This window comes from Solwaraspora sp. WMMA2065 (assembly GCF_030345075.1).
Classification (GTDB): domain Bacteria; phylum Actinomycetota; class Actinomycetes; order Mycobacteriales; family Micromonosporaceae; genus Micromonospora_E.
Map to the genome: position 1 here is coordinate 2,364,718 of NZ_CP128361.1, position 24,102 is coordinate 2,388,819.

Genomic DNA, 24,102 nt, shown 5'->3' on the forward strand with positions numbered 1-24,102 from the left:
TTTACCGTCTCTGTGTGAACACAGCCAGACAGATACCCACATTTCGCTCCAGGTTGGCCGGCATCGGCGTCGAGACGCTGGTCAGCATCGGTGCCGCGTTCGGGTTCCTGGCCTGGAGCAAAGACATAGATGTCGATCCACTGGACCGGAAAGGGCAGGTGAGCGGTCTGGCAGCACTCCAGCTCCGGTTCGCGGTGCTGGCCGGCGTGCTGGTCGTTGCGATGGTGCTGATGCACCGGCTGCTCGCCCCTGCGCACCGGCCGTACGTCGTCCGGGCCGGCTGCGCCGCAGTCGCCGGGCTCGCCACCGGGCTCGTCGCCGGTGGGATCGCGGTGGCACTGCGCGGCACCCGGCTGCCGCTGTGGGCCGGCGGCGGCGACTACCAGTGGATCCTCGAGTGGACCGCCGCGTTGTGGTCCGGGCAGGACATATCCGACCACTACCCACCAGTCGTCTTCTGGGTGATCGGGGCCTGGGCGCGGTTGACCGACCAGCCGCACGTCCTCGCCCTCAAGGACCTCCAACTGGCCGGTACGGCTCTGTTCGGCCCGGCCGCCTATCTGGCCTGGCGACTGGTGCTGCGTCCGCTCTGGGCGGTGACCGTCGGGGTGCTGGCGATGCTGCCGATGATCGAACCGGTCAAGCCGTACCCGCAGATCACCCTGGTGATGCTGATCCCGGTACTGGTGAGATTCCTGTCGACGGTCCGCCGGGCCGACCGGATGACCGACCGCCGGGCGCTGCTGGCCGGTGCGGTGGCCGGGGTCGGACTCGGGCTGCTCTTCCTGCTCTACTCCGGATGGTTCGTCTGGTGCGCCGGCGGCATGCTGGTGGCCGTCGCGCTGGCCGCCCCGTGGCGGGCCGGCTGGCGGTCGATCCTACTGCTCGGCGGCGCAACCCTGGTCAGCTTCGTGCTGGTCGGATGGGTGCATCTGCGCGGCCTGCTCGCCCCGACCGGCGGCACCTCCGACGACTACTTCTATTTCGACACCGACACCGAGCCGGCGTACATCGCGATGTGGCGCAACGACCGGCCGGCCGACGTCGGCCCGGTCTGGCCGCCGGTCGGCGAACTCGGCGGGGTCGGACTGTTCACCCTGCTGCTCGCCGCCGGGCTCGGGCTGGCCCTCGCGCTGGCCTGGCGGCGCAGCATCGTGATCGCCCTCGGCGCGTGCGCGGCCAGTGCCTGGTTCCTGCGGATGTGGCTGGCCAGCGAGCAGTGGGAGACCCAGACCGTACGGCTGTATCCGCGGACCACCGCAGTGGTGCTCTACTGCCTGCTGATCCTCACCGGATTCGGTGTGCTGCTCGCCGTCCAGCACTGGCGCGGCCGCACCGGCGCCGCCGCCCCGGGCCGGGAGCCGACCGTACCGGTCGGGTTGCTGCTCGTGCCGCTGCTGTTCGTGCTCGCCTCCGCCGGGTCCGCCACCGTCGACCGGTACATGCCCGACGAGCGGACCAACCACGCCGGCTACTTCGCGTGGATCGCACACACGACGCCCGACCCGGACGGCCGGTGCTCCCGCTGGGGTGTGGCGCACGGCTGCCAGCCGACAGCCGACCGGGTGCCAGCGGACTGACCAGGGGCCAGCGGGACGGGCCCGGACTCAGCGGACGAACGGCTCCAGCATCATCGCGGCCGCCTGCAGCCATGCCTGCCGCGTCTCCGGCTGCAACTGCACGTACTCGATCGACGACCCGGTTTCCAGGGCCGGGTCGTAGGGCACCACGGCCACCGCCCGGGTCCGGGTGGCGAAGTGCCGGCGCAGGTCGTCGAGCAACGGCATCGGCCCCGGACTCGGGCAGGACAGCAAGGTCACCGCGTTGCGCACCAGGTCGCCCATGCCGACATCGTCCAGCAGGTCCAGCATCCAGTCCGCGGTGAACGCCGCGTCCTCCCGGGGCACGCAGGTGACCACCAGCTGATCGGCGGCCTGCAGGACGGTCTGCCAGTTGGCGCTCTCCACGTTGTTGCCGGTGTCCACACAGATCACGTCGTGGGTCCGGCGGAGCAGCTCCAGCACCCGCCGGACGGTGTGCGGGTCGAGCCGCTGCGCGAACCGAGGGCTCTCCTCACCGGCGAGTACGTCGTACGAGCCGTCGGAGGCGTGCCGGAGGTAGTCGTCGAGCCGGTCGGTCAGCTCGTAGCCGTGCGAGCCCTCGATCTCCACCAGATCGGAGATCAGATGGCGGATGGTCCGGGCATGACGGGCGCTGCCGGCCCGCAGTCCGAGCGTGCCGCGCAGTTCGTTGTCGTCCCAGGCGAGCACCCCACGGCCACGGACGCTACCGATCGTCGCCGCAGCGAGCACGGTCGCCGTCGTCTTGTGCACCCCGCCCTTCGGATTGGCGAACGCCAGCACCCGCGGTATGCCGAGGTTGCGACGCAGGATGCCGGTGGCCCGGTCGACCTCCGCGTCGGGCCGGCTCTCCCGCCACTCGATCCGTGCCGGGTATCCGCCACCGCCGTCCGGGCCCGGCGGGTACCCCGGCCCCGGCCCAGGTCCGCCCCGGCGCGGCGGCTCGGCGGCCGGCGGGTAGCCGCCGACCTCGGGGCCGCCCGGGAAGCCCTGTTCCGATGGTGGCGGCACACTCGGGCGCACCGGCCGAGCGGCCCGGTCCGCAGGGTGGCCGGGCATCACCGGATAGCCGGGCGGGTAGCCACCCGGGGCGGCCGGAGCCGGCGGCGGCGCCAGGGCGGCGTACCGTCCGGCGGCCGGCGCCGGCGGTCCCTGGTCGGCCGGATAGCCATGATCAGCCGGATCGGCGGGATAGCCGGGGTGGCCGAGGGTCGAGGGGTGACCGGGACCGGCCGGATGGCCGGAGTCGCCCATCCAACTGCCACCGGTGGAATGCCCCGGCTCCGGATGGTGACCCGGCACCTGCGCGATGCCGTTGGGCACCTGGGCCGTGCCGCGACCATTCTCCCGCGACCGGGGCGCCGCCCCGTTGGGGTCCGCCACCTCAGGCTGCTCACCGGTACGGCCACCGAGGCGTGCCCGGTCGAGCAGCGCGCGCCAGCGCGGCGCTGGTTCGGCAGGCCGGCCCCAGCCGGACTCGGTGCCCTCCACGGCTCGCCCTCCCAGCGCTATCGGTCCCCGCCTGACAGGCTACGAAGCTAGACCTGTTCAGGCCACACCGCCAAAGGCCCGTTGTTCGGCCCGACCGGCCATCTCTACCGGACTCCCCCGGTCCGGTCACCGCAGCCGTCACCCGACGAGGAGCGTGGCGGCACCGGGGGTAGCGTACGGAACCGGGACACCGGTGGTCGATACCGGCCCGCTACCAAGATTCACCGGTGGGGTGCCCCGGGCAGACCGGCGGTCCGCCGGTGGCCGGCGACGCGCCGGTCGGTGACGGGGTACAGCCGGACGGCGTGCCAGCCGTCGCGGCCGGACGGCCCGGCCCGTTGGTCGACCGGCCCGCCGGGGCCGGGGTCGGGCGCCCCGACCCCGCCGGCGACGGGTCAGCCCTACCTGCCGGGTTTCCCGGACCGACCGGCGACGTGTCGACACCGTCCCGGCCGCCGTCGTCGGCGTCCGGGGCGGAATCGGCGCTGCCCGGGGTGGACTCACGGTCGGGTGCGGAACTGGTCCGCCCAGCTGACCCCGCGTCCGGGTCGCCGTCGGTCGCCGGAGCAACACTGGTCGGGCCGCCGCCGACCTTGGTGTCGGCCGCACCGCCCGGCTCGGCGGCCGGAACATCGAACGGCAACCCGCTGCTGGTGAGCGCGGCGTCGCCGACCGGCACCACCTCGTCGTACTCAGGTAGCGGAGGCAGGAACACCGCCCGGTCCAGGCGGCGGACCTCGGGCGCCGGATCGACGACCCGGATCTCGGCCAGGCGGGCCAGCCTGCGCAGATCGACCGGGACGCCCTGCACCACCGCCGCGAACACGCAGGCGCAATGGTCACGGTAGGCGGCGGCCTCGGCGGTGGCCACCCGGGCACCCTTGTCGTAGGCCAGCCACTGGTCAAGATCGGCTGCCCGGCCGAGTTCGGCGACCCGGCGTCGGTAGTCGGTCGCCTGCCTGCTCTTGCGCTCGGCGACCTGTTCCATCCCGGTCAGCACGTCCTCGGGCAGCTGAAAGGCCGGCATCCGGATCACCTGGGTCTTCTCCCGTCCCAGCGGAACCCGGGTGTACACCTCCACGGCAGACACTCCGGACAGGACAGCGGCGAGCCGGTCGGGTGCCAGATACCCGTTGAAGGTTGCCAGGGCGTAGTTGTCGCCGGTCGACCCGGCAGGTGCCGGACCCTCCGGCAAGGTGGCCAGCTCGCCGCGTACCGCCCGGAGGTAGTCCGGTATGGACTCACCCTCGGCTACTCCCACCTGCACGACGTCGTCCACCGCGCGAACGGCGCCGTCGTCGTGATCCACCGCCCAGACGGCGGCGACCAGCACCGCGCTGATCGACACCCCGGCCACCCCGGCGAGCAACTGGGGACGGACCGGTCGCTGCGCGAGCCGGACGGCAGCGTCCGCCAGGACCGGCAGCAGCCGTCGGTCGATTCGCCGCAACAGGTCGCCGGCACGCACGGGCGACTCCCCTTTCCCGATGGCGGGTGGACGCTGAGTGACCGCGTGTTCGCCGGCTCTCAATCGCCGAGCACGGCCAGGGCACGCTTCAAGTCGTCAGGGTAGTCGCTGTGGAAGCGAACTTCCTCCGCCGTACGGGGGTGTAGGAAACTGAGCGCACGGGCATGCAACCACTGGCGGGTCAGTCCGAGTCGGACGGCGAGTGTCGGATCCGCACCGTACGTCAGGTCACCTACGCACGGGTGCCGCAGCGCGGAGAAGTGCACCCGGATCTGGTGGGTACGGCCGGTCTCCAGGCGGATGTCGACCAGACTGGCGGCAGGGAAGGCCTCGACCGTCTCGTAGTGGGTGACGCTCGGCTTGCCACCCGAGACCACCGCCCACCGGTAGTCGTGGGTGGGATGGCGGTCGATCGGGGCGTCGATGGTCCCGCGCAGCGGGTCGAGGTGCCCCTGCACGACGGCGTGATAGCGCTTGTCCACCTCGCGTTCCTTGAACGCGCGTTTGAGCACCGAGTACGCGTGCTCGCTCTTGGCCACCACCATCAGGCCGCTGGTGCCGACGTCGAGCCGGTGCACGATGCCCTGGCGTTCGGCCGCGCCACTGGTCGCGATGGTGTGACCGGCCGCCGCCAGACCGGCCAGCACGGTCGGGCCGGTCCACCCGGGGCTCGGGTGCGCCGCCACGCCCACCGGCTTGTCCACCACGACGATGTCCTCGTCGGCGTACTCGACCCGCAGTCCGTCGACCGGTTGGGCGATCACCACCGGAGCCGTGACGGGCGCCGGCAGGACCACCTCCAGCCAGGCGCCGGCACTCACCCGGTCGGACTTGTGCCGGGTGACCCCGTCCACCTCGGCGTCGCCGGACTCCACCAGCGCGGCGGCCGCGGTGCGGGACAGTCCGAACAGCCGGGAGACAGCCTGATCGAGCCGGGTGCCGTCGAGCCCATCGGGCACCGGCAGCGACCGTCGCTCCCCATGGCGGGCAGGTGTGGTCAACGGTCCACCTTTCCGGACAGCCGGCGGCCGTCGCGCTGTCGGCCGGTCAGTTCCAGCAGTACGGCGAGGAGTACGCCGACGACCAACGCGCTGTCGGCCACATTGAAGATCGGGAAGACCTGGCCGTACGGGTGGAAGACGCTGAACATGTCCACCACGTGGCCGAGGAGGGGTCCGGGGGCGCGGAACATCCGGTCCAGGAAGTTGCCGAGCGCCCCACCGAGGATCAGCCCGAGCGCCACCGCCCAGGGCAGCGACCGCAGCCCTCTGGTCAACCAGCCGATCCAGCCGACGACCGCCACGGTGACCAGCGGGAATATCCAGGTGTAGTCGGATCCGAGGCTGAACGCCGCACCACTGTTGCGGATCAGCGTCAGGTAGAGGGCACCACCCAGCAGGCGGACCGGTTCCCGGTCGGTGAGGGCGCTGATCGCCCACTGTTTCGCGCCGAGGTCGACGAGCAGTGCCGCCGCCGCGACCAGGGCGAAGACCCACAGCGCACGTCGGCCGGTGCCCGTCACCGGCGAGCCGGTGACGGGCGTGCCATCGCCCCCAGGTGCTGGCGGGGCGTCGCCACCGGCGTTCGGAACGTCCGGGCGCGGATCGCTGTCGGCGGACAGACGCCTCTCCCTTCTCAGTGGAGCGGCTCGCCCACGTCGGGCCCGTCACCGCCCGGCTAGCGCCGCTCCTCGATCTGCTTGCAGGACACGCAGAGGGTGGCCGAGGGGAAGGCGGCGAGCCGCTCGACCGGAATGTCCGTGCCGCACCGCTCACACCAGCCGTAGTTGCCCTCGTCCAGCCGCTCCAGCGCCCGCTCCACCTGGTTGATGCGGTCCAGGATGCTCCTGGCGAGGGAAATCTCCTGCTCCCGCTCGAACGTCTTGGTGCCGGTGTCGGCCTGGTCGTCGCCGGCCGAGTCGGTCAGCCGTTCCCGCTGCAGCTCGGTGATCTCGCTCAGCGTCTGATCATACTCGGCTCGCAACTCGTCCCGACGGGCCTGCAGGGCAATCTGGATCTTGGTGGTCTCGGCCGCGCTGCGCGGTGCCCGGGCCACTCGTCCGCGGGCGGCGGTCTTCGTGTCGGCTGGCTTCGCCATCGTCGCTCCCTCGGCCGCGTCACCCGCGGCGATCGGCAGTGCCTGTACGGGATCCTCCGGCGTCGGCAGGCCGGACGGTACGCGGCGCGGCGTCGTGGACGGGGTCACCCGACCCGTCCGGCGCCTCGCTTCCGTCAGCTCGGCCATGCTGCCCCCAAAGCACAAAACGGGCGTACAACGGGTCCGTTGCACACTCCGGAGATTCGCAAGGATACGGAACGTGAAGACATCCGACAACAATGGCACAGCTTTCGTCCGGTGATGCACCGATTTGACTGGCCAGCTTGAGCGGCAGGGGACGGTGGCGGGGCACAGGCCGGCATATCACCCAAGAAGGACATTCGCCGGGCCTCATCGAGGAAGCGCGCGACGTGGTCGAGGTGTCGGCGCTCGGCCGTTTCATCCGTCCCGCAGACGTCTTCAGCCGTCCCGCAGACGTCGCAGCCGAGCGTCCAGCACCTCAGCCTCGTCGGCGGTCACGGTGTCCACCTTGAACAGCTTGTCCCGACTGGCGGCACCCGCCCGTAGCGTGATCCGCCGGGTAGGCACCTCGAGCGCAGCCGCGAGCGCATGCCGGGCCGCCTCCGTCGCACGACCGTCCACCGCCGGGGCAGTGACCGCGACGACCAGCGCTGGTCCCTGTGAGCCGGGGTGGCAACCACCGATCCGGGCCCGGGAGGCGCCGGGCTTGACCCGGACGGCGACCACCAGGTCGGTCTCCGGACGCCCGCCGGCACCGGCGGCCGGCCGGGTGGGCCGGCGGCTGCTCGAACGGGACATGAACCGAACGCCGCCTGTTCAGACGCGGCCGGACTCGGCCAGCAGGGTCCGGTTCGGCTGGCAGAGCCCACAAGGCGTGAATCCGAGCTCCAGGGCCTCGCGCACCGGCAGCGGCTCACCGTCCCTGGCCACCAGATACAGGCAGCTCGCCAGGTGGTAACGAGGCCGTCCGTCGACCACGATCACTTCGGCATCGAGCCCGGCGAGCCGGGCGTGATCGGTCTCACCCGTCTCCTCGACCGCTGGCTCGTCGGGCGGGTCGTCGTCGGCCGCCCCGCCGCCGAGATGGTCATCGGCCGGATCGGTCGGCTGCCGACCGACCGGCGCGGCGGATGACCATTGACCGGCCCCCTGTACCGGATCGGGGTCAACGCCGAACTCCGGACGGGACAGCGGCTCCGGGTCGACCGAGCCGACGCGTCCGCCCCCTGCTCGGGCCGCAGCGGCCTGCCTGGCACCGACCACGAGAGCAACCGCCGCGAGCAGACTGGCGACGATCGAGCCGACCAGCAGCAGGCTGGACCCGCTCGCCAGGCCGAGCACAAGCAGGGTGACGGCGACGAGGATGAGCACCAGACTTGCCACTATCACGGCTCACCCCCGCCGCATCGTTGCTGACGTACCCCCCGCGAGAGGCTCGGCCTCAGCGGCCGGCCTCCAGCGCACCGGACCGGCCACCGCCGTAGGAGCTGGCCAGGCCGGCGGTCGCCAGACCACCACCGCCCGAAGCGGAGCGACCGCCCTCGACCCGCCCCATCTCGGCCTCGAGGCCCTGCCCGCGACCGTCCAGGTCGCGCAGCTGGCTCTCCAGGTACGCCTTGAGCCGGGTGCGGTACTCCCGCTCGAACTGCTTGAGCTCCTCGATGTGCTTCTGCAGCGCGGTGCGCTTGGCGTCCAGGCCACCCATCGCCTCCTGGTGGCGCTGTCGCGCGTCCCGCTCCAGCGCGTCGGCCTTGGCCCGCGCCTCGCGGGTGACCTCCTCGGCCTTGGTGCGGGCGTCGGTAAGCAGCTTGTCCGCTTCCCGGCGGGCGTCGGAGACGTGGTCGTCCGCCGTCCGCTGGGCCATCATCAGCACCCGCAGCGCCTGCTGCTCGCCGTCGCCGCCGCCACCGACGGCCGGGCCACCGGCCGACCTGACCTGCTCCAGCTCGGCCTGCATGGCACGGGCGGCCTGCTCGGCGGCGGCCTTGTCCCGCTGTACGCGGTCGAGCTGGGCCTTCATGTCGTTGAGCTCCGCCGCGAGACGCGGGTCGGCGCCCGGGCCCGCCGGCCCGCCACGGCCGCCGCGCTCCACCTGGGCGCGTAGCTCGTTGTTCTCCTCGATCAGACGGGCGAGCTCACGCTCGACCTCGTCCAGGAAGGCGTCGACCTCCTCCTCGTCGTACCCCCGCTTGCCGATCGGAGGCTTTTTGAAGGCGACGTTGTGGACGTCGGCCGGGGTTAGCGGCATCGAAACTCCTCGGGTCAGTTGCGGCCGCGTAGCGCGCCGGTCAGTTGGTTGCCCTGATCAGCGGCTCCACCACGAACGTGATCAGCACGAACAGGATAACCAGGAGCACAAGGGAGGCCAGGTCGAAGCTCACGGTACCAATTCGCAGTGGTGGGATCACCCGCCTCAACGCCTTAAGGGGGGGATCAGTGACGCTCCACACCGATTCCAATCCGGCTGCGGCACCCCGACCGGGTTGCCAGCGTCGACCGTACTGAAGCACCGCGCTCAGGACAAACCTCGCCAACAGGGTGAGCAGAAAGACATACAACAGCAGATACAGGACTTGGAACAAGATCGACAACACGGCAGGCGAGATCCTCAGGTCAGGGCTAGCCCAGGCTGAAAAATCCACCCTCGGCTATCTTGGCCTTGTCCTCCGCGGTGACCTGGACGTTGGCCGGTGAGAGCAGAAACACCCGGTTGGTGACGCGTTCGATCGTACCGCGCAGACCGAACGCCAGACCGGCAGCGAAATCAACCAGACGGCGGGCGTCTGCCTCATCCATCTCGGTGAGGTTGATGATCACCGGCGTGCCGTCGCGGAAGTGCTCCCCGATCGTCCGGGCCTCCCGGTAGGTGGTCGGGTGCAGCGTGGTGATCTGGTACCGCTGCTCCTCCTCGGCGACGACCATCCGCTCCCGCACCGCAGGCTGCGGCGCAAGAGCCAGGTTGTCCCTGGTCGGGTAGCTGGCCGACGCAGCCTCGGCACCGGCCCGGGTGATCGATCGCACACTGGCGCGCTCGCCCCGGTCCGGATCCGGACCCCGGTGCTCCCGCTCAGCGGCCCGGTGCTCCCGCTCGGCGGCCCGGGCCTGCAGCCGCTCCGACGGCCGCAGCCGCTCCACCGGTGGCCGCGCGCGTGGTGGCGGGTCGTCCGGCTCCTCGTCGTCAGCGAACTCGTCAGCATACCTACTGTCACGATAGCGCGACTCTCGGTAGCCACCCTTGTCGTAGCCGTCGTCGTAGCCCTGGTCGTCGTCCTCCTCGACCAGGCCTAGCCAAACCCCCGCTTTGCGCAGTGCACCCATGCCGCGCCCCTCCGTCCGCCGTGCGGCACGCGCCCCCGCCGTGCCACTGTCGCGCGTGAACACTGCAGTGCCCACCGGTCCGAGCCGGCTCCCCGCCATGACCGGTGCGCGGTCACGGACGTCGACCCCCGACGACGGGGAGTCCGGCTCAAACAACACTGATGTAGTTTGGTATCCGCCGCCAGGCTACCGTAGCGTTGGGCGCTTTCCGAGCAACGCACTTCCGACACGGACATGTGTCGCGCCGGCGTCCACCGCCGCCTCCAGGTCGGCGCTCATCCCGGCAGAGACCATCCAGGCCTCCGGCGCGGCGGCTCTGAGCTGGGCAGACACCTCCGCCAGCCGGGCAAACGCCGGCTCCGGCGACTGGTCGAGCGGAGCCACTGCCATCACCCCGGCGAGTCGCAGATCGGACTTGCCCAGGATGCACTCGACCACCGGCCAGAAGCCGGTCACCGCATCCGCCGAGTCCGGCACCGCGCCACCACGCCCCGTCACGCCGTCCAGACTGACCTGGACCAGCACGTCGAGCGCCCGGCCACGCCCACTGGCGGCGGCGGCCAGGGCTCGGGCCAGGGGCACCCGGTCCACCGAGTGCACCAGGTCCGCGTAGCCCACCACCGACCGGCACTTGTTGCGCTGCAACTGGCCGACGAAGTGCCAGCGCAGTCCCGGCCCACCGGACGGACCCGCAGCCAGCTCGGCGACCTTGGCCGCCGCCTCCTGGTCCCGGTTCTCGCCGACGTCGGTGACCCCGAGCTCGGCCAGCAGCCGCACGTCGGCGGCTGGATAGGTCTTGGTCACCGCGATCAGCGTGACGCTGTCCGCCGACCGACCCGCCGCCGCCGTGGCGGCGGCAAGCCGGGACCGTACGGCGGTCAGCCGGTCGGCCAGTTCCGCACGTCGTCGTTCGGTGTCGACCGTCATGAGCCGTTCTTGAGAAAGTCCGGGACGTCGACGTCGTCGAAGAGCACCCGGCGGGTCTGCTGGGTCGGCGTCTGAGGCGCCGGGGCGACAGCCGGGCTGGTCGGCGCGGCCGGCGACACCGGTGCCGCCGGGACCTTACGCGGACCCTCGGCCGGCTTGTACGCGGGAGCCCCACCGTCGAAGCCGGCCGCGATGACGGTGACCCGCACCTCGTCGCCCAACGCGTCGTCGATAACCGCCCCGAAGATGATGTTGGCGTCGGCGTGCGCCGCGTCGGTGACCAGTTGCGCCGCGTCGTTGATCTCGAATAGGCCGAGATCGGAGCCACCGGCGATGGAGAGCAGCACCCCCCGGGCACCGTCCATGCTCTGCTCCAGCAGTGGGCTGGAGATCGCCGCCTCGGCCGCCTCGACCGCCCGGTTCTCGCCCCGGGCACTGCCGATCCCCATCAGCGCGCTGCCGGCCCCGCTCATCACGCTCTTGACGTCGGCGAAGTCCAGGTTGATCAGGCCGGGCGTGGTGATCAGGTCGGTGATGCCCTGGACACCGGAGAGCAGCACCTGGTCGGCCTGCCGGAAGGCGTCCATCATGCTGATCCCCCGGTCACCGAGGGCCAGCAGCCGATCGTTCGGGATGACGATCAGCGTGTCGCACTGGTTACGCAGCTCCTCGATGCCGGCCTCGGCCTGCACCTGGCGTCGCTTGCCCTCGAAGGAGAACGGCCGGGTGACCACACCGATCGTCAGAGCGCCGAGCTTGCGGGCGATGTTGGCCACCACCGGCGCCCCGCCGGTGCCGGTACCGCCGCCCTCACCGCAGGTGACGAAGACCATGTCGGCGCCCTTGAGCACCTCCTCGATCTCGTCGCGGTGGTCCTCGGCGGCGTTCTTGCCGACGTCCGGGTTCGCCCCGGCACCGAGCCCCCGGGTCAGCTCCCGGCCGACGTCGAGCTTGACGTCGGCGTCGCTCATCAGCAACGCCTGGGCGTCGGTGTTGATCGCGATGAACTCGACGCCCTTGAGGCCAACCTCGATCATCCGGTTGACGGCGTTGACTCCGCCTCCGCCGATGCCGACGACCTTGATGACCGCCAGGTAGTTGTGCGGAGGTGTCATCGGGGTGCCTTCCCTTCGAGAGTGGCGGGCGCCGGCCTGACCCGGCCCACTGGGACCACGGAGGACAGACCCGTCGGTACACGAGAGCGGGACGAACCCTCACCCTCTACTAGAGGCTTAGGGTTATGTCAACCACTGAACCTCTCCGGGCAACGTATGCGCACGTACCGCGTGATCCAAGGACCATGCTGGGCGTGTCGCGGGCCGCGCCGGGCCGAGCCAGTCTCGGCAGACCGTAATGTACCTTCTACACCGAGCCGTCCTGAAATCACCCAGACGACATGCCGGATCAGCGGATGGTCACCACATCCGGGGCACTGACGTCGATCACGCTGCCGTCCTGGACCAGCAACGCGTCGGCGACCCGGGCCTTGACCGCGTTCTCCGTGGCGTCACCCCAGATCACCACCCGGTCGTCGGCGAGCCGCAGCTCGATCCCGGCCGGGCCACTGACCACCATCTCCTCCAGTACCTCGCGCAGCTGGGCGGTCAGCGAGTCGAGCACCACGACCGCGTCGCGGACCAGCGCCTGGTCGAACTCGGCCGTCTCCAGCCGGACGACCGCCAGGTCGTCCGGGCGCGTGGCCAGTGTCCGGAAGGCCACCCCGGCCCCGTCGACCACCACGAACGCGTCGTCCTGGGGCACCACGGCGGCCGGCACCCGCTCCACCACGGTGATCACCACCGTACCCGGCCAGTCCCGGCTCGCCACCGCCCGCTCCACCGCGGCCAGGCCGGAGACCCGGCCGGCCACCGCGGCCAGATCCACCCGGGCCAGTGGGGTCCCCTGTGGAATCTGCGCGGCCTGCCGTACCTCCGACTCGGTCACCAGCGCCGCCCCCGCGACCCGGACCTGGTCCACGCCGAACACCGAGGTCGCCGAGACCACCCACCAGCCGACCGCGGCCAGGGCCGCCAGGCAGCCGGCCACCGCCCAGGGCAGCGCGGCCCGCAGCCGTCGTCGCCGGGCCCGGCGCATGAACCGCCGGACCGACGGCGGCACCGCCTCCCGGCTCGCCCGGACCAGCCGCCAGCGGCCGGTGGACCCGTCCGCGCCGCCCGGCTGGCGCCGGGTGTGCCCGGTGTCCGCTCCCGCCGGCCCGGACCGGGCGGCGGGCACCCCGGCACGACCGGTCCGACCTGCCGGCCGGACATCGCCCACCCGACCGGAACCCACCCGACCGGTGCCGGAGCGGCTGGAACCGGTCCGACCCGAGCCGGGCCGCGGCGAGCGACCAGCCGGGGTCATCCGGCGTCGGCCGCCGGACCGGCGAGCGCGGACAGCAGTTCGTCACCCAGCAACGAGATCGGTGGAGCGCCCATCGTGACCACCAGGTCACCCGGCCGGCAGCGGCGGACCACCTCCGGTGGGACATCCTCCCAGGACGGTACGAACACCTTACGATCGTCCGGCAACGGGACGTCCGCCGTCAGCGCCACCCCGCCCTCACCCGGCTCCCGCAGCTCACCCGGCCCGAACACCTCCATCACGATCACCTCGTCGGCGATCGCCAGGGCGGCGGCCAACTCGGCCTGCAGGTCCCGGGTGCGGTAGACCCGGTAGGGCTGGAACACCACCACCAGCCGACCGGCACCGGCGACCTCCCGCATGGTGTGCAGCGCCGCGGTCATCGACGTCGGATGGTAGGCGTACTCGTCGTAGACGGTGACGCCGCCGGCCGAGCCCTTGCGTTCGAACCGGCGACGAACCCCGGGGAACGCGCCCAGCGCGGCGACCGCGTCACTCAACGGCAGCCCGAGGCGCAGCGCGGTGAGCACCGAGGCGGCGCTGTTGAGCCCGAGATGCCGGCCGGGTACCGGCAGGGCGATCTCACCGAGCGGCGCGCCGTCCAGGGTGGCCAGGTAGCGGACCCCGGCCGCGGACGACGTGATCTCGGTCAGCCGAAGATCGGCGTCGGCGGACTCGCCGTAGGTGTGGACGGTCCGGCCCTCGTCGCGCAGCGCCTCGGTCAACTGCCGGGTTCCGGGGTTGTCCGCGCAGGTCACCACGAACCCGTCCGGATCGGTCAGCCCGGCGAACTCGGCGAAACCAGCGGCGAGCCCGGCCAGGTCACCGTACGTGTTCAGGTGGTCGGCGTCGATGTTGGTGATGATCGACACGAACGGGCGGTAGAGCAGGAACGAACGGTCACTCTCGTCGGCCTCGACGACGAAGTACTCGCCCGTACCGTGGTGGGCGTTCGAACCGACCTCGGAGATCTCGCCACCGATGACGAACGACGGGTCCTCGCCGGCCCGTTGCAGGGTCAGGGTCACCATCGAGGTGGTCGTGGTCTTGCCGTGGGTGCCGGCGACCGCGATGGTCCGCCGACCGGTCATCGCCGCCGCCAGGGCCTCCGACCGGTGCAGCACCCGCAGCCCACGCCGACGGGCGGCGGCCAGCTCCACGTGGTCGGCCGGGATGGCGGTGGAGTAGACCACCGTGTCCACCCCGTCGAGGTTGGCCTCCTCATGGCTCATGTGGATGGTGCCGCCGAGTGCCCGCAGCACCGCCAGCGACGGCCAGTCCCGCAGCTCGCTGCCGGTCACCGGGATCCCCCGGGTCAGCAGCAGGCGGGCCAGGCCGCTCATCCCGACCCCGCCGATACCGATCAGGTGTACGGTCCCCAGCTCCTCGGCGGTGAGCGTGCCGGTGGGGGCGAACTCGGTGATGTTCACGTGGTCACCTTCCCGTGCGGGTCATCGGGACACCGCCTCGTAGACGAAGTCGAGCAGCGCCTCGTCGCCGTCGCGGCGACCGTACCCGGCCGCTGCCGAGCCCATCGCAGCCAGCCGCTGCGGGTCGCGGGCCAACGGGACCACGACCTGCTCCACCCAGGCCGGGGTCAGTTCGGCGTCGTCGACGAGCAGACCACCGCCGGCCTCGACCACCGGCAGCGCGTTGCGCTTCTGCTCCTGGTTACTGTGCGGATAGGGAACGTAGACCGCGGGCAATCCGATCGCGGCGACCTCGGCGCAGGTCATCGCGCCCCCCCGGCAGACCATCAGGTCGGCTGCGGCGTACCCGAGCTCCATCTCCGACAGGTACGGCAGGGTCACGTACGGCACCGGCAGATCACTCGGCACCGAGACCGCCTCGTTGCGGGCACCGATCGCGTGCAGCACCTGGACGCCGGCCCGGGCCAGTTCCTTGGCCGCCCCGGAGACCGCCAGGTTGATCGACCGGGCGCCCTGGGAGCCACCGGAGACGAAGACCGTCGGCAGATCCGGGCGCAGCCCGAAGTGCGCTCGGGCGGCCTCCCGGGCGGCCACCCGGTCCAGCCCGGTGATGGACCGGCGCAGCGGCACCCCGACCACCCGGGCGTCGCGCAGCGACTCGGCCTGGACCGGCTGGTGTGGGAAGCCCACCGCGACGTGCTTGGTGAACTTCATGCCCATCCGGTTGGCCACGCCCGGCGGCACGTTCACCTCGTGCACCACGATCGGCATCTCGCGACGCCACGCCGCCAGGTAGGCCGGTACGGACACGTACCCGCCGAAGCCCACCACCACGTCGGCCCGCACCTCGTCGATGACCTTGCCGGCGGCGCGGGCGGCCTTGAACATCCGGTCTGGCGTACGCACAAGGTCCATGTTGACCGACCGGGGCAGCTGATGTGCGGGGATCAACCGCAGATCGTACCCTTTCGGCGGAATCAGCTCGTTTTCTAGCCCTTTCGGGGTACCGAGACAGGTGATCTGCACGCTCGGGTCGTGCCGGCGCAGACAGTCGGCGAACGCCAACAACGGGTAGATGTGCCCACCGGTCCCCCCACCTGCCAGCACCACCGATCGCAGCGGACCCATCAGCATCTCCTCTCGCTCGACTCGGTGGCCGCGCGGCGGGCCCGGCGGACCGCCGACGGCGTACGCGGCACGCCGGGCGGTTGCGTACGGGGCCCGTCGGCCCGGATGCGCGCTTCGCGGGGGTACGTTAACGCCCGTCCCGTCGCCTCGGTACACGGGGCGGCGTTGACCCGCCCTGGCCGCCTGACCCCGACCCCGACGCACCGCGACCGCCCGGCTGCCCGGAGCCGGCCGGTTTCGGTCCGACGCCGGTCATCCGCGGCTTGGCCGGGTGGCGCGGGCGGGGCATCGGCGGCAGCGGGGCCCAGACCAGTCGCACCCAGCGGGCCGGCGGACGGGCGTTGAGCGCCCGGGCGGCGTCGGGCTCGGCCCGGGCGAACGACGCCAGCATGCCGATCGCGGCGAGCGTCACCACCAGCGCACTGCCACCGGCGGAGATGAACGGCAGCGGAATACCGGTGATCGGCAGCAGCCCGATCACCCCGGAAATGTTGATCACCGCCTGGCTGATCAGCCAGCTGGCCGCCGCTGCGGCGGCGAGTCGCCGGAACGGGTCGGCCACCCGACGGGCGATCCGCAACGCGGTGTACGCGAGGACCGCGAACAGGGCCAGCACCACGACGCAGCCGACCACCCCGAGTTCCTCGGCGACGATGGCGAAGATGAAGTCGTCCTCGGCCTGCGGCAGGTAGCCCCACTTCAACCGGCTGGAGCCGAGCCCTTCACCGAACCATCCCCCGTTGGCGATCGCGTACCTCGCCTGCAACGCCTGGTAACAGTCGTCGACGCACTGGTCCGGAGGGGTGAAGAACGACGTCAGCCGGGCCAACCGGTAGTTGTCCGCGTCCTGGGCGCCGGAACCGGCGCCCTGCCAGGCGGCGGCGATCAGCAGGCCGATGCCGACCAGACCGACCGCGCCCAACGTGGCGAAGATCCGCAGCGGTACGCCGGCTGCCCAGAGCAGCCCGACGACCAGGGCCAGGATGCACAGCATGGTGCCCAGGTCGTTGTAGCCGACCAGGAGGAACAGCAGGCCGACGGCGGGGAACAGCGGAATTGCCAGCTCCCGCCAGTGGCCCAGCTCGGCACCTTTGCGGGCGATGACGTCGGCGCCCCACAGCACCAGGCCGAGCTTGGCCAGCTCGGAGGGTTGCAGCTGAAAGGAACCGAAGTAGAGCCAGAGCAGCTCCGCCTCGACCGGACCGACCCGGGCGGCCTGCCAGCCCGCCAGCGTGGACACCAGCAGCAGCCCGTTGAGCAGCAACAGCAGGGCGACCGCCACGCCGAGCACCACGATGCCCAGGGCACGGAACGTCGCCGCCGGCAGCCGCTGACAGATCCAGAACGCGACCAGGCCGATCACCGCGAAGGTCGCCTGTCGGCTCAGCACGCTGAACGCGCTGCCGTCGTCGATGTACGCCTTGATGCTGGTCGCGGAGAAGACCATGGTCAGGCCGATCATCAGCAGCAGCCCGCTGCTGAAGATCAGCAGATAGTACGAGGCGAGCGGCCGGGCCAGCAGACCACGCAACGCGGCCAGTCCGCCGATCGGATCCAGCCGGGCGGTGGGGCCGTGCCGATCTGGGACAGGCTGCCCCGGAGCCGGGCGATCCGGGGCAGGCCGGTCCGCGGCAGTGACAGGCCGATCCGTGACGGGCCGGCCCGGGTCAGCGCCCATCCGGGCCGCCACCTGTCGTCGCCATCGGTCCATCATCAGCGCTGCCGCCCCCGGCGGCCGGGCATCGACACCACACCGGCGTGTCGGGCCGGTCGCCGCAGCGGGCGCGGGCTGGTCCGGGCTAGCCCATCACCGCGAGAAACTCGCTGTAGAACAGGCCGAGACCGATCGCCACGCCGATCCCGGCGATGATCCAGAAACGGACGACGATGTTGACCTCGCTCCACCCGGCCAGTTCGAAGTGGTGCTGCAGAGGCGACATCCGGAACACCCGTTTGCCGGTGGTGCGGAACGAGATGATCTGGATCACCACCGACATGGTGATGATGACGAAGAGCCCACCGATGATCAGCAGCAGCAGCATGGTCCGGGTGGCCATCGCCATCCCGGCGATCAGCCCGCCCAGCCCGAGCGCGCCGGTGTCGCCCATGAAGATCCGCGCCGGCGAGGTGTTCCACCAGAGGAAACCGACACATGCCCCGGCGGCCGCCCCAGCGATCAGCGCGATTTCCAACGGGTCGCGCACCTGGTAGCAGTACTCGGCCGTGTAGTTCGGGTCGGCGCACCAGTGCCGGTACTGCCAGAAGGCGATCAACGCGTAGGTGGCGAGCACCATCACCGACGCGCCGGTGGCCAGACCGTCCAGACCGTCGGTCAGGTTGACGCCGTTGGTCGTGGCCATCACCACCAGGATGAAGATGACCACCGACGCGGCCTTACCGACGTCGAGGGCGTCGATGTCGCGGATGAACGACAGCGTGGTGCTGCCGACCGTCTCGGTGTTGGTCGCGTCGCCGGTGGAGTCCACCATCGTGCTCGGGAAGTACAGCGCGATCACCCCGAACACCGCGCCGACCAGGATCTGACCGAGTAGCTTGCCCCGTTTGTTCAGCCCGGCGCTGTTGCGCTTGCGGACCTTGAGGAAGTCGTCGACGAAGCCGACCGCCCCGGAGAAGACCAGCAGGCCGAGCAGGACGAGCGCGGTGATGGTCGGTCCGACCTGGGCGATCTGCTGGGCCGGCAGGGTGGTCAGGGCGAGGTGACCGGCGACATACGCGATCACCGTCGCCACGATGAAGACCACGCCGCCCATCGTCGGCGTGCCCTTCTTGCCCTGGTGCATGACCGGGCCCTCGGCCCGGATCGGCTGGCCGGCCTTGAGCCGCGTGAAGACCTTGATCGCCACCGGGGTGCCGAACAGCGACACCAGGAAGGCCACGGCCGCCGCGACGATGACCGCTCTCACGCCGTCGCCTCCCCTGCCCCGGTGACCGGCGTACCCTCGGCGGCCGATCCGTCGCGCAGCGCGTCGGCGACCTCCCAGGTGCGGTACCGCGAGCCCTTCACCAGCACCACGTCCCCGTCGGTGAGCTCCCGCCGGAGCAGGTCGATCGCCGCCTGTTGATCGGTGACCAGCACCGACTCCCCTTCCCACGTCGCAACCGCCGCCGCCGCCTGCCGGATCGGCGCGGCCTGTTCACCCACCACCAGCACCCGGTGCACGCCGAGCTCGGCGGCCAACCTGCCGACCTCGGCGTGCCCCTGCTCCTCGTACTCGCCGAGCTCGGCCATGTAACCAAGCACCGCGAAGGTCCGTCGCCCCGAGCCGAGATCGACCAACGCCCGCAACGCCGCCGCTGCGGAGGCGGGGTTGGCGTTGTAGGAATCGTCGATCACGGTGATCCCGTCCGTCCGGTCGATCACGTCCATCCGACGGGTCGAGACCAGCCGGAGCCGGCCTAGCCCGGCCGCCAGCTCCGCCGGGTCGGTCAGCCCCAGCTCGATCGCCACGGCCGCGGCGAGCAGGCTGTTACCGACCTGATGCCGGCCGCTGACCGCGAGCCGTACCGGCGCCGACCCGGCCGGGGTGACCAGCTGGTACGCGGCACGTCCCCGGGCGTCCACTGCGACCTTCTCGGCACGCACCGTCGCCGCGGGATCCTCCCCGGCCAGCACCACCCGCCCAGCGGTGCGGTCAGCCATCCGCCGCACCCGGGGGTCGTCGGCGTTGAGCACCGCGACGCCGTCGGCCGGCAACGCCTCGACCAGTTCGCCCTTGGCGGTGGCGATGGCGTCGACCGAACCGAACTCCCCGATGTGCGCGACCCCGACATTGATCACCACACCGATCCGGGGCGGCGCGATCTCGCACAGATGCCGAATGTGGCCGATTCCCCGGGCACCCATCTCCAGCACCAGAAACCGGGTCTCGACGTCGGCCTGCAGCACGGTGTACGGCTGACCGAGCTCGTTGTTGAACGAGCCGGCCGGCGCCACCGTCGGGCCGAGCCCGGCGGCAAGCTGCGCGATCAGGTCCTTGGTCGTGGTTTTACCGGACGATCCGGTCAGGCCGATCACGGTCAGCTGGGGCAGCCGGTCCAGGACCGTCCGGGCCAACCGGGCCATCGCGTCGAGCGGGTCGTCGACGAGCACCATCGGCACCGGGGCGGCACCGCCGGCGGTGGCGACCGGGCGGGTGCCGAGCACCGCGACGGCTCCGGCGGCGAGCGCCGCGCCGGCGAAGTCGTGCCCGTCGACCCGCTCGCCGGCGAAGGCGACGAACAACCCGCCGGGCCCGATCTTGCGGGAGTCGAACTCCACCCCGCCGGTGACCCGGCTGGCCGGGTCGGCGTCCCGCAGCCGCCCACCGACCGCCTCGGCCACCTCGGCCAGCGTCATCGTGATCATGCCTGCCTCACCAGTGCCGGGAACCGGGCGGTCAGCGACGCCGCGAGCTCCACCCGGTCGTCGAACGGCTGCACGTCGCCGTCGATCTCCTGTCCCTGCTCGTGGCCCTTGCCGAGCAGCGCGACCACGTCGGTGGGCCCGGCCAGCCGGACCGCCTCGTCGATCGCCGCCCGCCGGCCGGCGACCTCCACCACCTCGGCACCGGCGACGCCGTCGGCCCCGTGGCGTACCTCGGCCCGGATCGCCGCCGGATCCTCGGTCCGCGGGTTGTCGTCGGTGACGATCACCAGATCGGCACCGCGGGCGGCGGCGGCGCCCATCGTCGGACGTTTGCCCCGGTCCCGGTCGCCACCGGCCCCGATCACGCAGATCAGCCGGCCCCGCCGCGAGTCGGCCAGGCCGCGCAGCGCGGTCAGCACGGCGACGATAGCGTCCGGTTTGTGCGCGTAGTCCACCACGCCGAGCACCGGCCCAGGAGCGGCGACCTGTTCCAGCCGGCCCGGTACGCCGGGACAGTCGGCCACTGCAGCGACGGCCGTTGCCGGGTCGACGCCGAGCGCGACCAGGGTCGCGATGGCCAGCAGCGCGTTCGCCACGTTGTGCCGCCCCGGCAGTCCGACGGCGGCCTCGAGGCAGATCCCGTCCGGGCCCAGGGCGATGAAGTGTTGCCGGTAGCCGTCGTCGCTGACCGCCGCGGCCCGCCAGGTGGCGGCGGCGTCCCCGGCGGCCGAATAGGTGACCGTGTGCGGACGACGCAGCGGCTCCAGGGCCGGGTCGTCGTGGTTGAGCACCTCGACCGCGCAGCGGCCGTCGAAGAGCCGGGCCTTGGCGGCGAAGTAGTCGGCGGCGTCGGCGTGGAAGTCGAGGTGGTCCGACCCGAAGTTGGTGTAACCGCCGACCGCGAACCGCACGCCACCGACCCGGTCCAGCGCCAACGCGTGGCTCGACACCTCCATGACCACGCTGGCTACGCCATGCTCACGGGCCACGGCCAGCATCGCGTGCAGGTCGGTCGCCTCGGGCGTGGTCCGTACGCTGGGCACGATCAGGTCGCCGAGGCGGGTCTCGACCGTGCCGATCAGCCCGGTCGACTGGCCGGCGGCCCGCAGCCCCGACTCGACCAGGTACGCGGTGGAGGTCTTGCCGGCGGTACCGGTCAACCCGACCATGGCCAGGTCCCGAGTCGGCTCGCCGTAGACCACCGCTGCAACCCGGCCCAGCACGGCCCTCGGCTCGGGAACCACCAGGGCGGGTAGCCCGGCTTCGGCAGCCGCCGGGGCGCCGGCCGGATCGGTGAGCACGGCCACCGCGCCGCGGGCACCGGCGTCGGCGACGAACTCGGCGCCGTGCCGGCGGGCTCCGGGCAGCGCGGCGTACAGGTCACCGGGCCGGACATCGCCGCTGGCGTGGGTGATTCCGCTGATCAGCGGGGCTGCGGCGGTCGGTGGCGGCACCGCCAGCGACGCGGCGAGCTCCGCGAACGGAATCGGACGATTGGTGCGGGGTCGTGGATTGCCGGGCACGGCGCTAGACCCTACCCGGTCCGCGGTCCGGGGCCGCGCAGCGGCGTACCGGTCGCTCCGCATCGCGCAGCGTTTCGTCCGTACGGGTGAGTCCCGCACGTCGCCGGGGCACGGACAGTCACGGGTGCACCACGAACTCGGGTGGCTCGGTGCCGCTCGGCGGGACCCGGTAGTGCAGCAGAGTGAAGCGCATCATGTCGCGAAACGCCGGGGCGGCGACGTCCCCGCAGCCACCACCGGGGGTGTGCGACACCACGGCGATCACGTAGCGCGGGTCGTCGGCCGGCGCCATGCCGATGAACGACGTCACCTCGCCGGGCGCGACGGAGCCGTTGACGATCCGCCGACCGGTGCCGGTCTTGCCGGCCACCCGGTAGCCGGGGACCGCCGCCGCGGTGCCGGTGGCACCGGGGATTGTGGTGACACCTTCCATGATCGCTCGCAGCGCGGCGGCGTTGTCGGCGCCGAGCACCCGGCGGGCGGTCGGCGCCTCGGTCGGGGTGCGCTGTCCGTGCTCGTCGACGATCTCCCGGACCAGTCGGGGCGGTACGTAGACGCCGTCGTTGGCGATCGCCGCGTACGCGGCGGCCATCTGCAGCGGGGTGGCGTCGACGCTGTGTCCGAGCGGCACCGACCCGTACGACGAGGCGCTCCACTCGTCCAGCGGCAGCACCCGGCCGCTGGCCTCGCCGGGCAGTCCGACCCCGGTCGGGCTACCCAGACCGAACGCCTGCTGGTACGCGTGCAGCCGCTCCGGCCCGAGCTGGTCGGCGATCTTGATCGTGCCGACGTTCGACGAGTAGGCCAGCATGCCGGCCAGGCTGGTCGCGACACCCGCCTCGATCGGGCGAGTGTCCCGGAAGGTGGTGTCGCCCTTGCGGATCGTCGGCCCGAGGTCGAGTGTGGTGTCGGGCCCGATCAGCCCTTCCTCCAGGGCAGCGGCGAGCACCAGCGGCTTGTGCACCGAGCCGGGTTCGGCGGTGAAGGTGGTGGCGATGTCCTGCCGGTCGGACGGGTCGCTGGACCACGCGTCGGCGGCGTTGTAGGTGGGCTCGCTGGCCTGGGCGAGCACCTCCCCGGTATGCGGGTCCAGTACCACCGCGGCGGCCACGCTGACGGTGCACTGCTCCAGCGTCGCGCTGAGGATGCGTTGCACCTCGTACTGCAGGTCCCGGTCGATGGTGAGCACCAGCGAACTGCCGGGCTGCGGCTCGGTCTCCTGCCGGTAGCCGCCGGGAATCTCGGCCAATCGCAGGTCACGGTTGCCCTGCTCGGCGATCCGCTGCCCGTTCACCCCGCGCAGCACCTCGTCGTAGCGCGCCTCGAGGCCTTCCAGCCCGTTCATGTCCAGGCCGACGAAGCCGAGCAGGTTCGCGGCCAGGTCGTTGCCGGGCACCTCGCGCCGTTCGTCGTAGTCCACCCCGATACCTGCCAGCTCAAGGTCCATCACCTGGTCGGCGAGTTCGACGTCCACCCCACGGGCCAGGAACTCGAACCGCGACTCCTGCCCGTCCTCGCGGGTCTGCGGCACCAGCCGGTCCAGCAGCGTGGAGCGGGGGATGCCGAGCAGCGGTGACAGCGCCTCCGCCGTCGCCTGCGGATCCTCGACCAGACCCGGGTCGGAGTAGACGAACCGGGCGGCGACGCTGTGCGCCAGCACCGCGCCGGTGCGGTCGTAGATGCTGCCCCGGGGGGCGGGCACGACGACCGGCGAGCCGACCCGGTCCCAGACGCCGCCGTCGGCGTACGCCGGGGCGTCGACGACCTGCAGCACGATCAGCCGGATCCCGATCACCACGAACATGGTCAGGGTGAGAAAGGTGCCCAGCCGCAGCCGGCGCCGGGGATCGGCCAGCCGGGGCAGGGTGGCGGGCCGCCGTGGGCGGCCCCGGGTGCCCTGTCGGGCCGGGCCCGGGGCACGCCGGGCGGAGCCGGACGACGCCTGCCGGGACCTGCCGGCCGACCCGGCACGGCCGGTGGTTGACCGGCGGCGGTCGGAGTCGGCTCCGCGCCGCGCTGCCCGGTCCGGGTCGGCTCCGCGCCGCGCTGCCCGGTCCGGGTCGGCGCCGCGCCGTGCCCTCCGGTCCGGGTCGACGTCGCGGCGCGGCGTGGTCCGGCGGTCAGGGTCGCGACGTGGTCCGGTACCCGGTCCGGTGCCCGGGTCGCCGGGGTCCGCCGGGCCGGTCCGGTCCGGCGGCCGACCGCTGGTGGCCCGACCCCCGTCGAGCACCTGCAGCGCGGGCCGGAACGGATCCCGGCTGCGTTCGGCGCGGCCGGTACGGCGTTGCTCGGCTGTCTCGCGCACCGTCCGACCCCGGGGGGTGTAGGCACGGGCGTCGGCGATCCCGCCGATCGGGCCGGGTTCACCGACGCCGCCGCGCCGGGATCCACGTGGATCCCGGCGCGGCGGATCGGAACGGTCAGCCAC

At 72.1% G+C, this 24,102-nt stretch carries 21 protein-coding genes; 1 reads left to right on the forward strand and 20 read right to left on the reverse strand.

Annotation, left to right across the window (positions count from 1 at the left end; translation table 11 throughout):
* The first annotated feature begins 14 nt into the window (after positions 1-14).
* Positions 15-1,580 carry a hypothetical protein gene (locus tag O7610_RS10660; protein WP_289213171.1) on the forward strand — a complete coding sequence of 522 codons (1,566 nt, stop codon included), beginning with the start codon at positions 15-17 and terminating at the stop codon, positions 1,578-1,580.
* A 27-nt stretch (positions 1,581-1,607) separates the two neighbouring features.
* Here O7610_RS10660 and O7610_RS10665 read toward each other — a convergent pair whose 3' ends face one another.
* The 20 genes from O7610_RS10665 to O7610_RS10760 all read right to left on the reverse strand — a co-directional run bounded on the left by O7610_RS10665 (position 1,608) and on the right by O7610_RS10760 (position 24,102).
* Complete coding sequence (locus O7610_RS10665; protein WP_281555626.1) at positions 1,608-3,092, reverse strand: AAA family ATPase; 1,485 nt, start codon at positions 3,090-3,092, stop codon at positions 1,608-1,610.
* A gap of 190 nt (positions 3,093-3,282) precedes the next feature.
* Entirely contained in the window at positions 3,283-4,539 is a 1,257-nt protein-coding gene (locus O7610_RS10670; RefSeq protein ID WP_281550587.1) for a hypothetical protein, read from the reverse strand.
* Positions 4,540-4,598: 59 nt separating this feature from the next.
* On the reverse strand, positions 4,599-5,540 hold the full coding sequence (locus O7610_RS10675; protein WP_281550588.1) for an RluA family pseudouridine synthase: 942 nt from the start codon (positions 5,538-5,540) through the stop codon (positions 4,599-4,601).
* A complete protein-coding gene (gene lspA, locus O7610_RS10680; protein WP_475054119.1) occupies positions 5,537-6,160 on the reverse strand; it encodes a signal peptidase II in 624 nt (207 codons plus the stop codon). Before lspA ends, O7610_RS10675 begins: the two co-directional genes overlap by 4 nt.
* Before the next feature lie 56 nt (positions 6,161-6,216).
* Positions 6,217-6,636 carry a TraR/DksA family transcriptional regulator gene (locus O7610_RS10685; protein WP_281555627.1) on the reverse strand — a complete coding sequence of 140 codons (420 nt, stop codon included), beginning with the start codon at positions 6,634-6,636 and terminating at the stop codon, positions 6,217-6,219.
* 420 nt (positions 6,637-7,056) lie between these two features.
* The gene (locus O7610_RS10690; protein WP_281550590.1) at positions 7,057-7,416 is read right to left on the reverse strand and encodes a DUF167 domain-containing protein; all 360 of its coding nucleotides are present in this window, start codon (positions 7,414-7,416) and stop codon (positions 7,057-7,059) included.
* 18 nt (positions 7,417-7,434) lie between these two features.
* A complete protein-coding gene (locus tag O7610_RS10695) occupies positions 7,435-8,007 on the reverse strand; it encodes a hypothetical protein (RefSeq protein WP_289213172.1) in 573 nt (190 codons plus the stop codon).
* 52 nt (positions 8,008-8,059) lie between these two features.
* On the reverse strand, positions 8,060-8,866 hold the full coding sequence (locus O7610_RS10700) for a DivIVA domain-containing protein (protein ID WP_281550592.1): 807 nt from the start codon (positions 8,864-8,866) through the stop codon (positions 8,060-8,062).
* A 40-nt stretch (positions 8,867-8,906) separates the two neighbouring features.
* Positions 8,907-9,212, reverse strand: a complete 306-nt coding sequence (locus O7610_RS10705) for a YggT family protein (RefSeq protein WP_123602596.1) — start codon at positions 9,210-9,212, stop codon at positions 8,907-8,909.
* A 25-nt stretch (positions 9,213-9,237) separates the two neighbouring features.
* Positions 9,238-9,936: a cell division protein SepF gene (locus O7610_RS10710; protein ID WP_289213173.1), complete on the reverse strand. Its 699-nt coding sequence runs from the start codon at positions 9,934-9,936 to the stop codon at positions 9,238-9,240.
* A gap of 186 nt (positions 9,937-10,122) precedes the next feature.
* Positions 10,123-10,863, reverse strand: a complete 741-nt coding sequence (locus tag O7610_RS10715; RefSeq protein ID WP_289213174.1) for a YggS family pyridoxal phosphate-dependent enzyme — start codon at positions 10,861-10,863, stop codon at positions 10,123-10,125.
* Entirely contained in the window at positions 10,860-11,978 is a 1,119-nt protein-coding gene (gene ftsZ, locus O7610_RS10720) for a cell division protein FtsZ (protein WP_278170190.1), read from the reverse strand. Before ftsZ ends, O7610_RS10715 begins: the two co-directional genes overlap by 4 nt.
* 289 nt (positions 11,979-12,267) lie before the next feature.
* A complete protein-coding gene (locus O7610_RS10725) occupies positions 12,268-13,005 on the reverse strand; it encodes a cell division protein FtsQ/DivIB (RefSeq protein WP_348650112.1) in 738 nt (245 codons plus the stop codon).
* Positions 13,006-13,223: 218 nt separating this feature from the next.
* The gene (murC, locus tag O7610_RS10730; protein WP_281550596.1) at positions 13,224-14,657 is read right to left on the reverse strand and encodes a UDP-N-acetylmuramate--L-alanine ligase; all 1,434 of its coding nucleotides are present in this window, start codon (positions 14,655-14,657) and stop codon (positions 13,224-13,226) included.
* Between the two features lie 21 nt (positions 14,658-14,678).
* Positions 14,679-15,785, reverse strand: coding sequence for an undecaprenyldiphospho-muramoylpentapeptide beta-N-acetylglucosaminyltransferase (gene murG, locus O7610_RS10735; RefSeq protein ID WP_281550597.1), 1,107 nt, complete (start codon positions 15,783-15,785; stop codon positions 14,679-14,681).
* Between the two features lie 127 nt (positions 15,786-15,912).
* The gene (locus O7610_RS10740; RefSeq protein ID WP_475054584.1) at positions 15,913-17,463 is read right to left on the reverse strand and encodes an FtsW/RodA/SpoVE family cell cycle protein; all 1,551 of its coding nucleotides are present in this window, start codon (positions 17,461-17,463) and stop codon (positions 15,913-15,915) included.
* A gap of 121 nt (positions 17,464-17,584) precedes the next feature.
* A complete protein-coding gene (gene mraY, locus O7610_RS10745; protein ID WP_281550598.1) occupies positions 17,585-18,709 on the reverse strand; it encodes a phospho-N-acetylmuramoyl-pentapeptide-transferase in 1,125 nt (374 codons plus the stop codon).
* The gene (locus O7610_RS10750; protein ID WP_281550599.1) at positions 18,706-20,151 is read right to left on the reverse strand and encodes a UDP-N-acetylmuramoyl-tripeptide--D-alanyl-D-alanine ligase; all 1,446 of its coding nucleotides are present in this window, start codon (positions 20,149-20,151) and stop codon (positions 18,706-18,708) included. The genes mraY and O7610_RS10750 overlap by 4 nt, the downstream gene beginning before the upstream one ends.
* Positions 20,148-21,737 carry a UDP-N-acetylmuramoyl-L-alanyl-D-glutamate--2,6-diaminopimelate ligase gene (locus tag O7610_RS10755; RefSeq protein ID WP_281550600.1) on the reverse strand — a complete coding sequence of 530 codons (1,590 nt, stop codon included), beginning with the start codon at positions 21,735-21,737 and terminating at the stop codon, positions 20,148-20,150. The genes O7610_RS10750 and O7610_RS10755 overlap by 4 nt, the downstream gene beginning before the upstream one ends.
* 55 nt (positions 21,738-21,792) lie before the next feature.
* Complete coding sequence (locus tag O7610_RS10760; protein WP_353850345.1) at positions 21,793-24,102, reverse strand: penicillin-binding transpeptidase domain-containing protein; 2,310 nt, start codon at positions 24,100-24,102, stop codon at positions 21,793-21,795.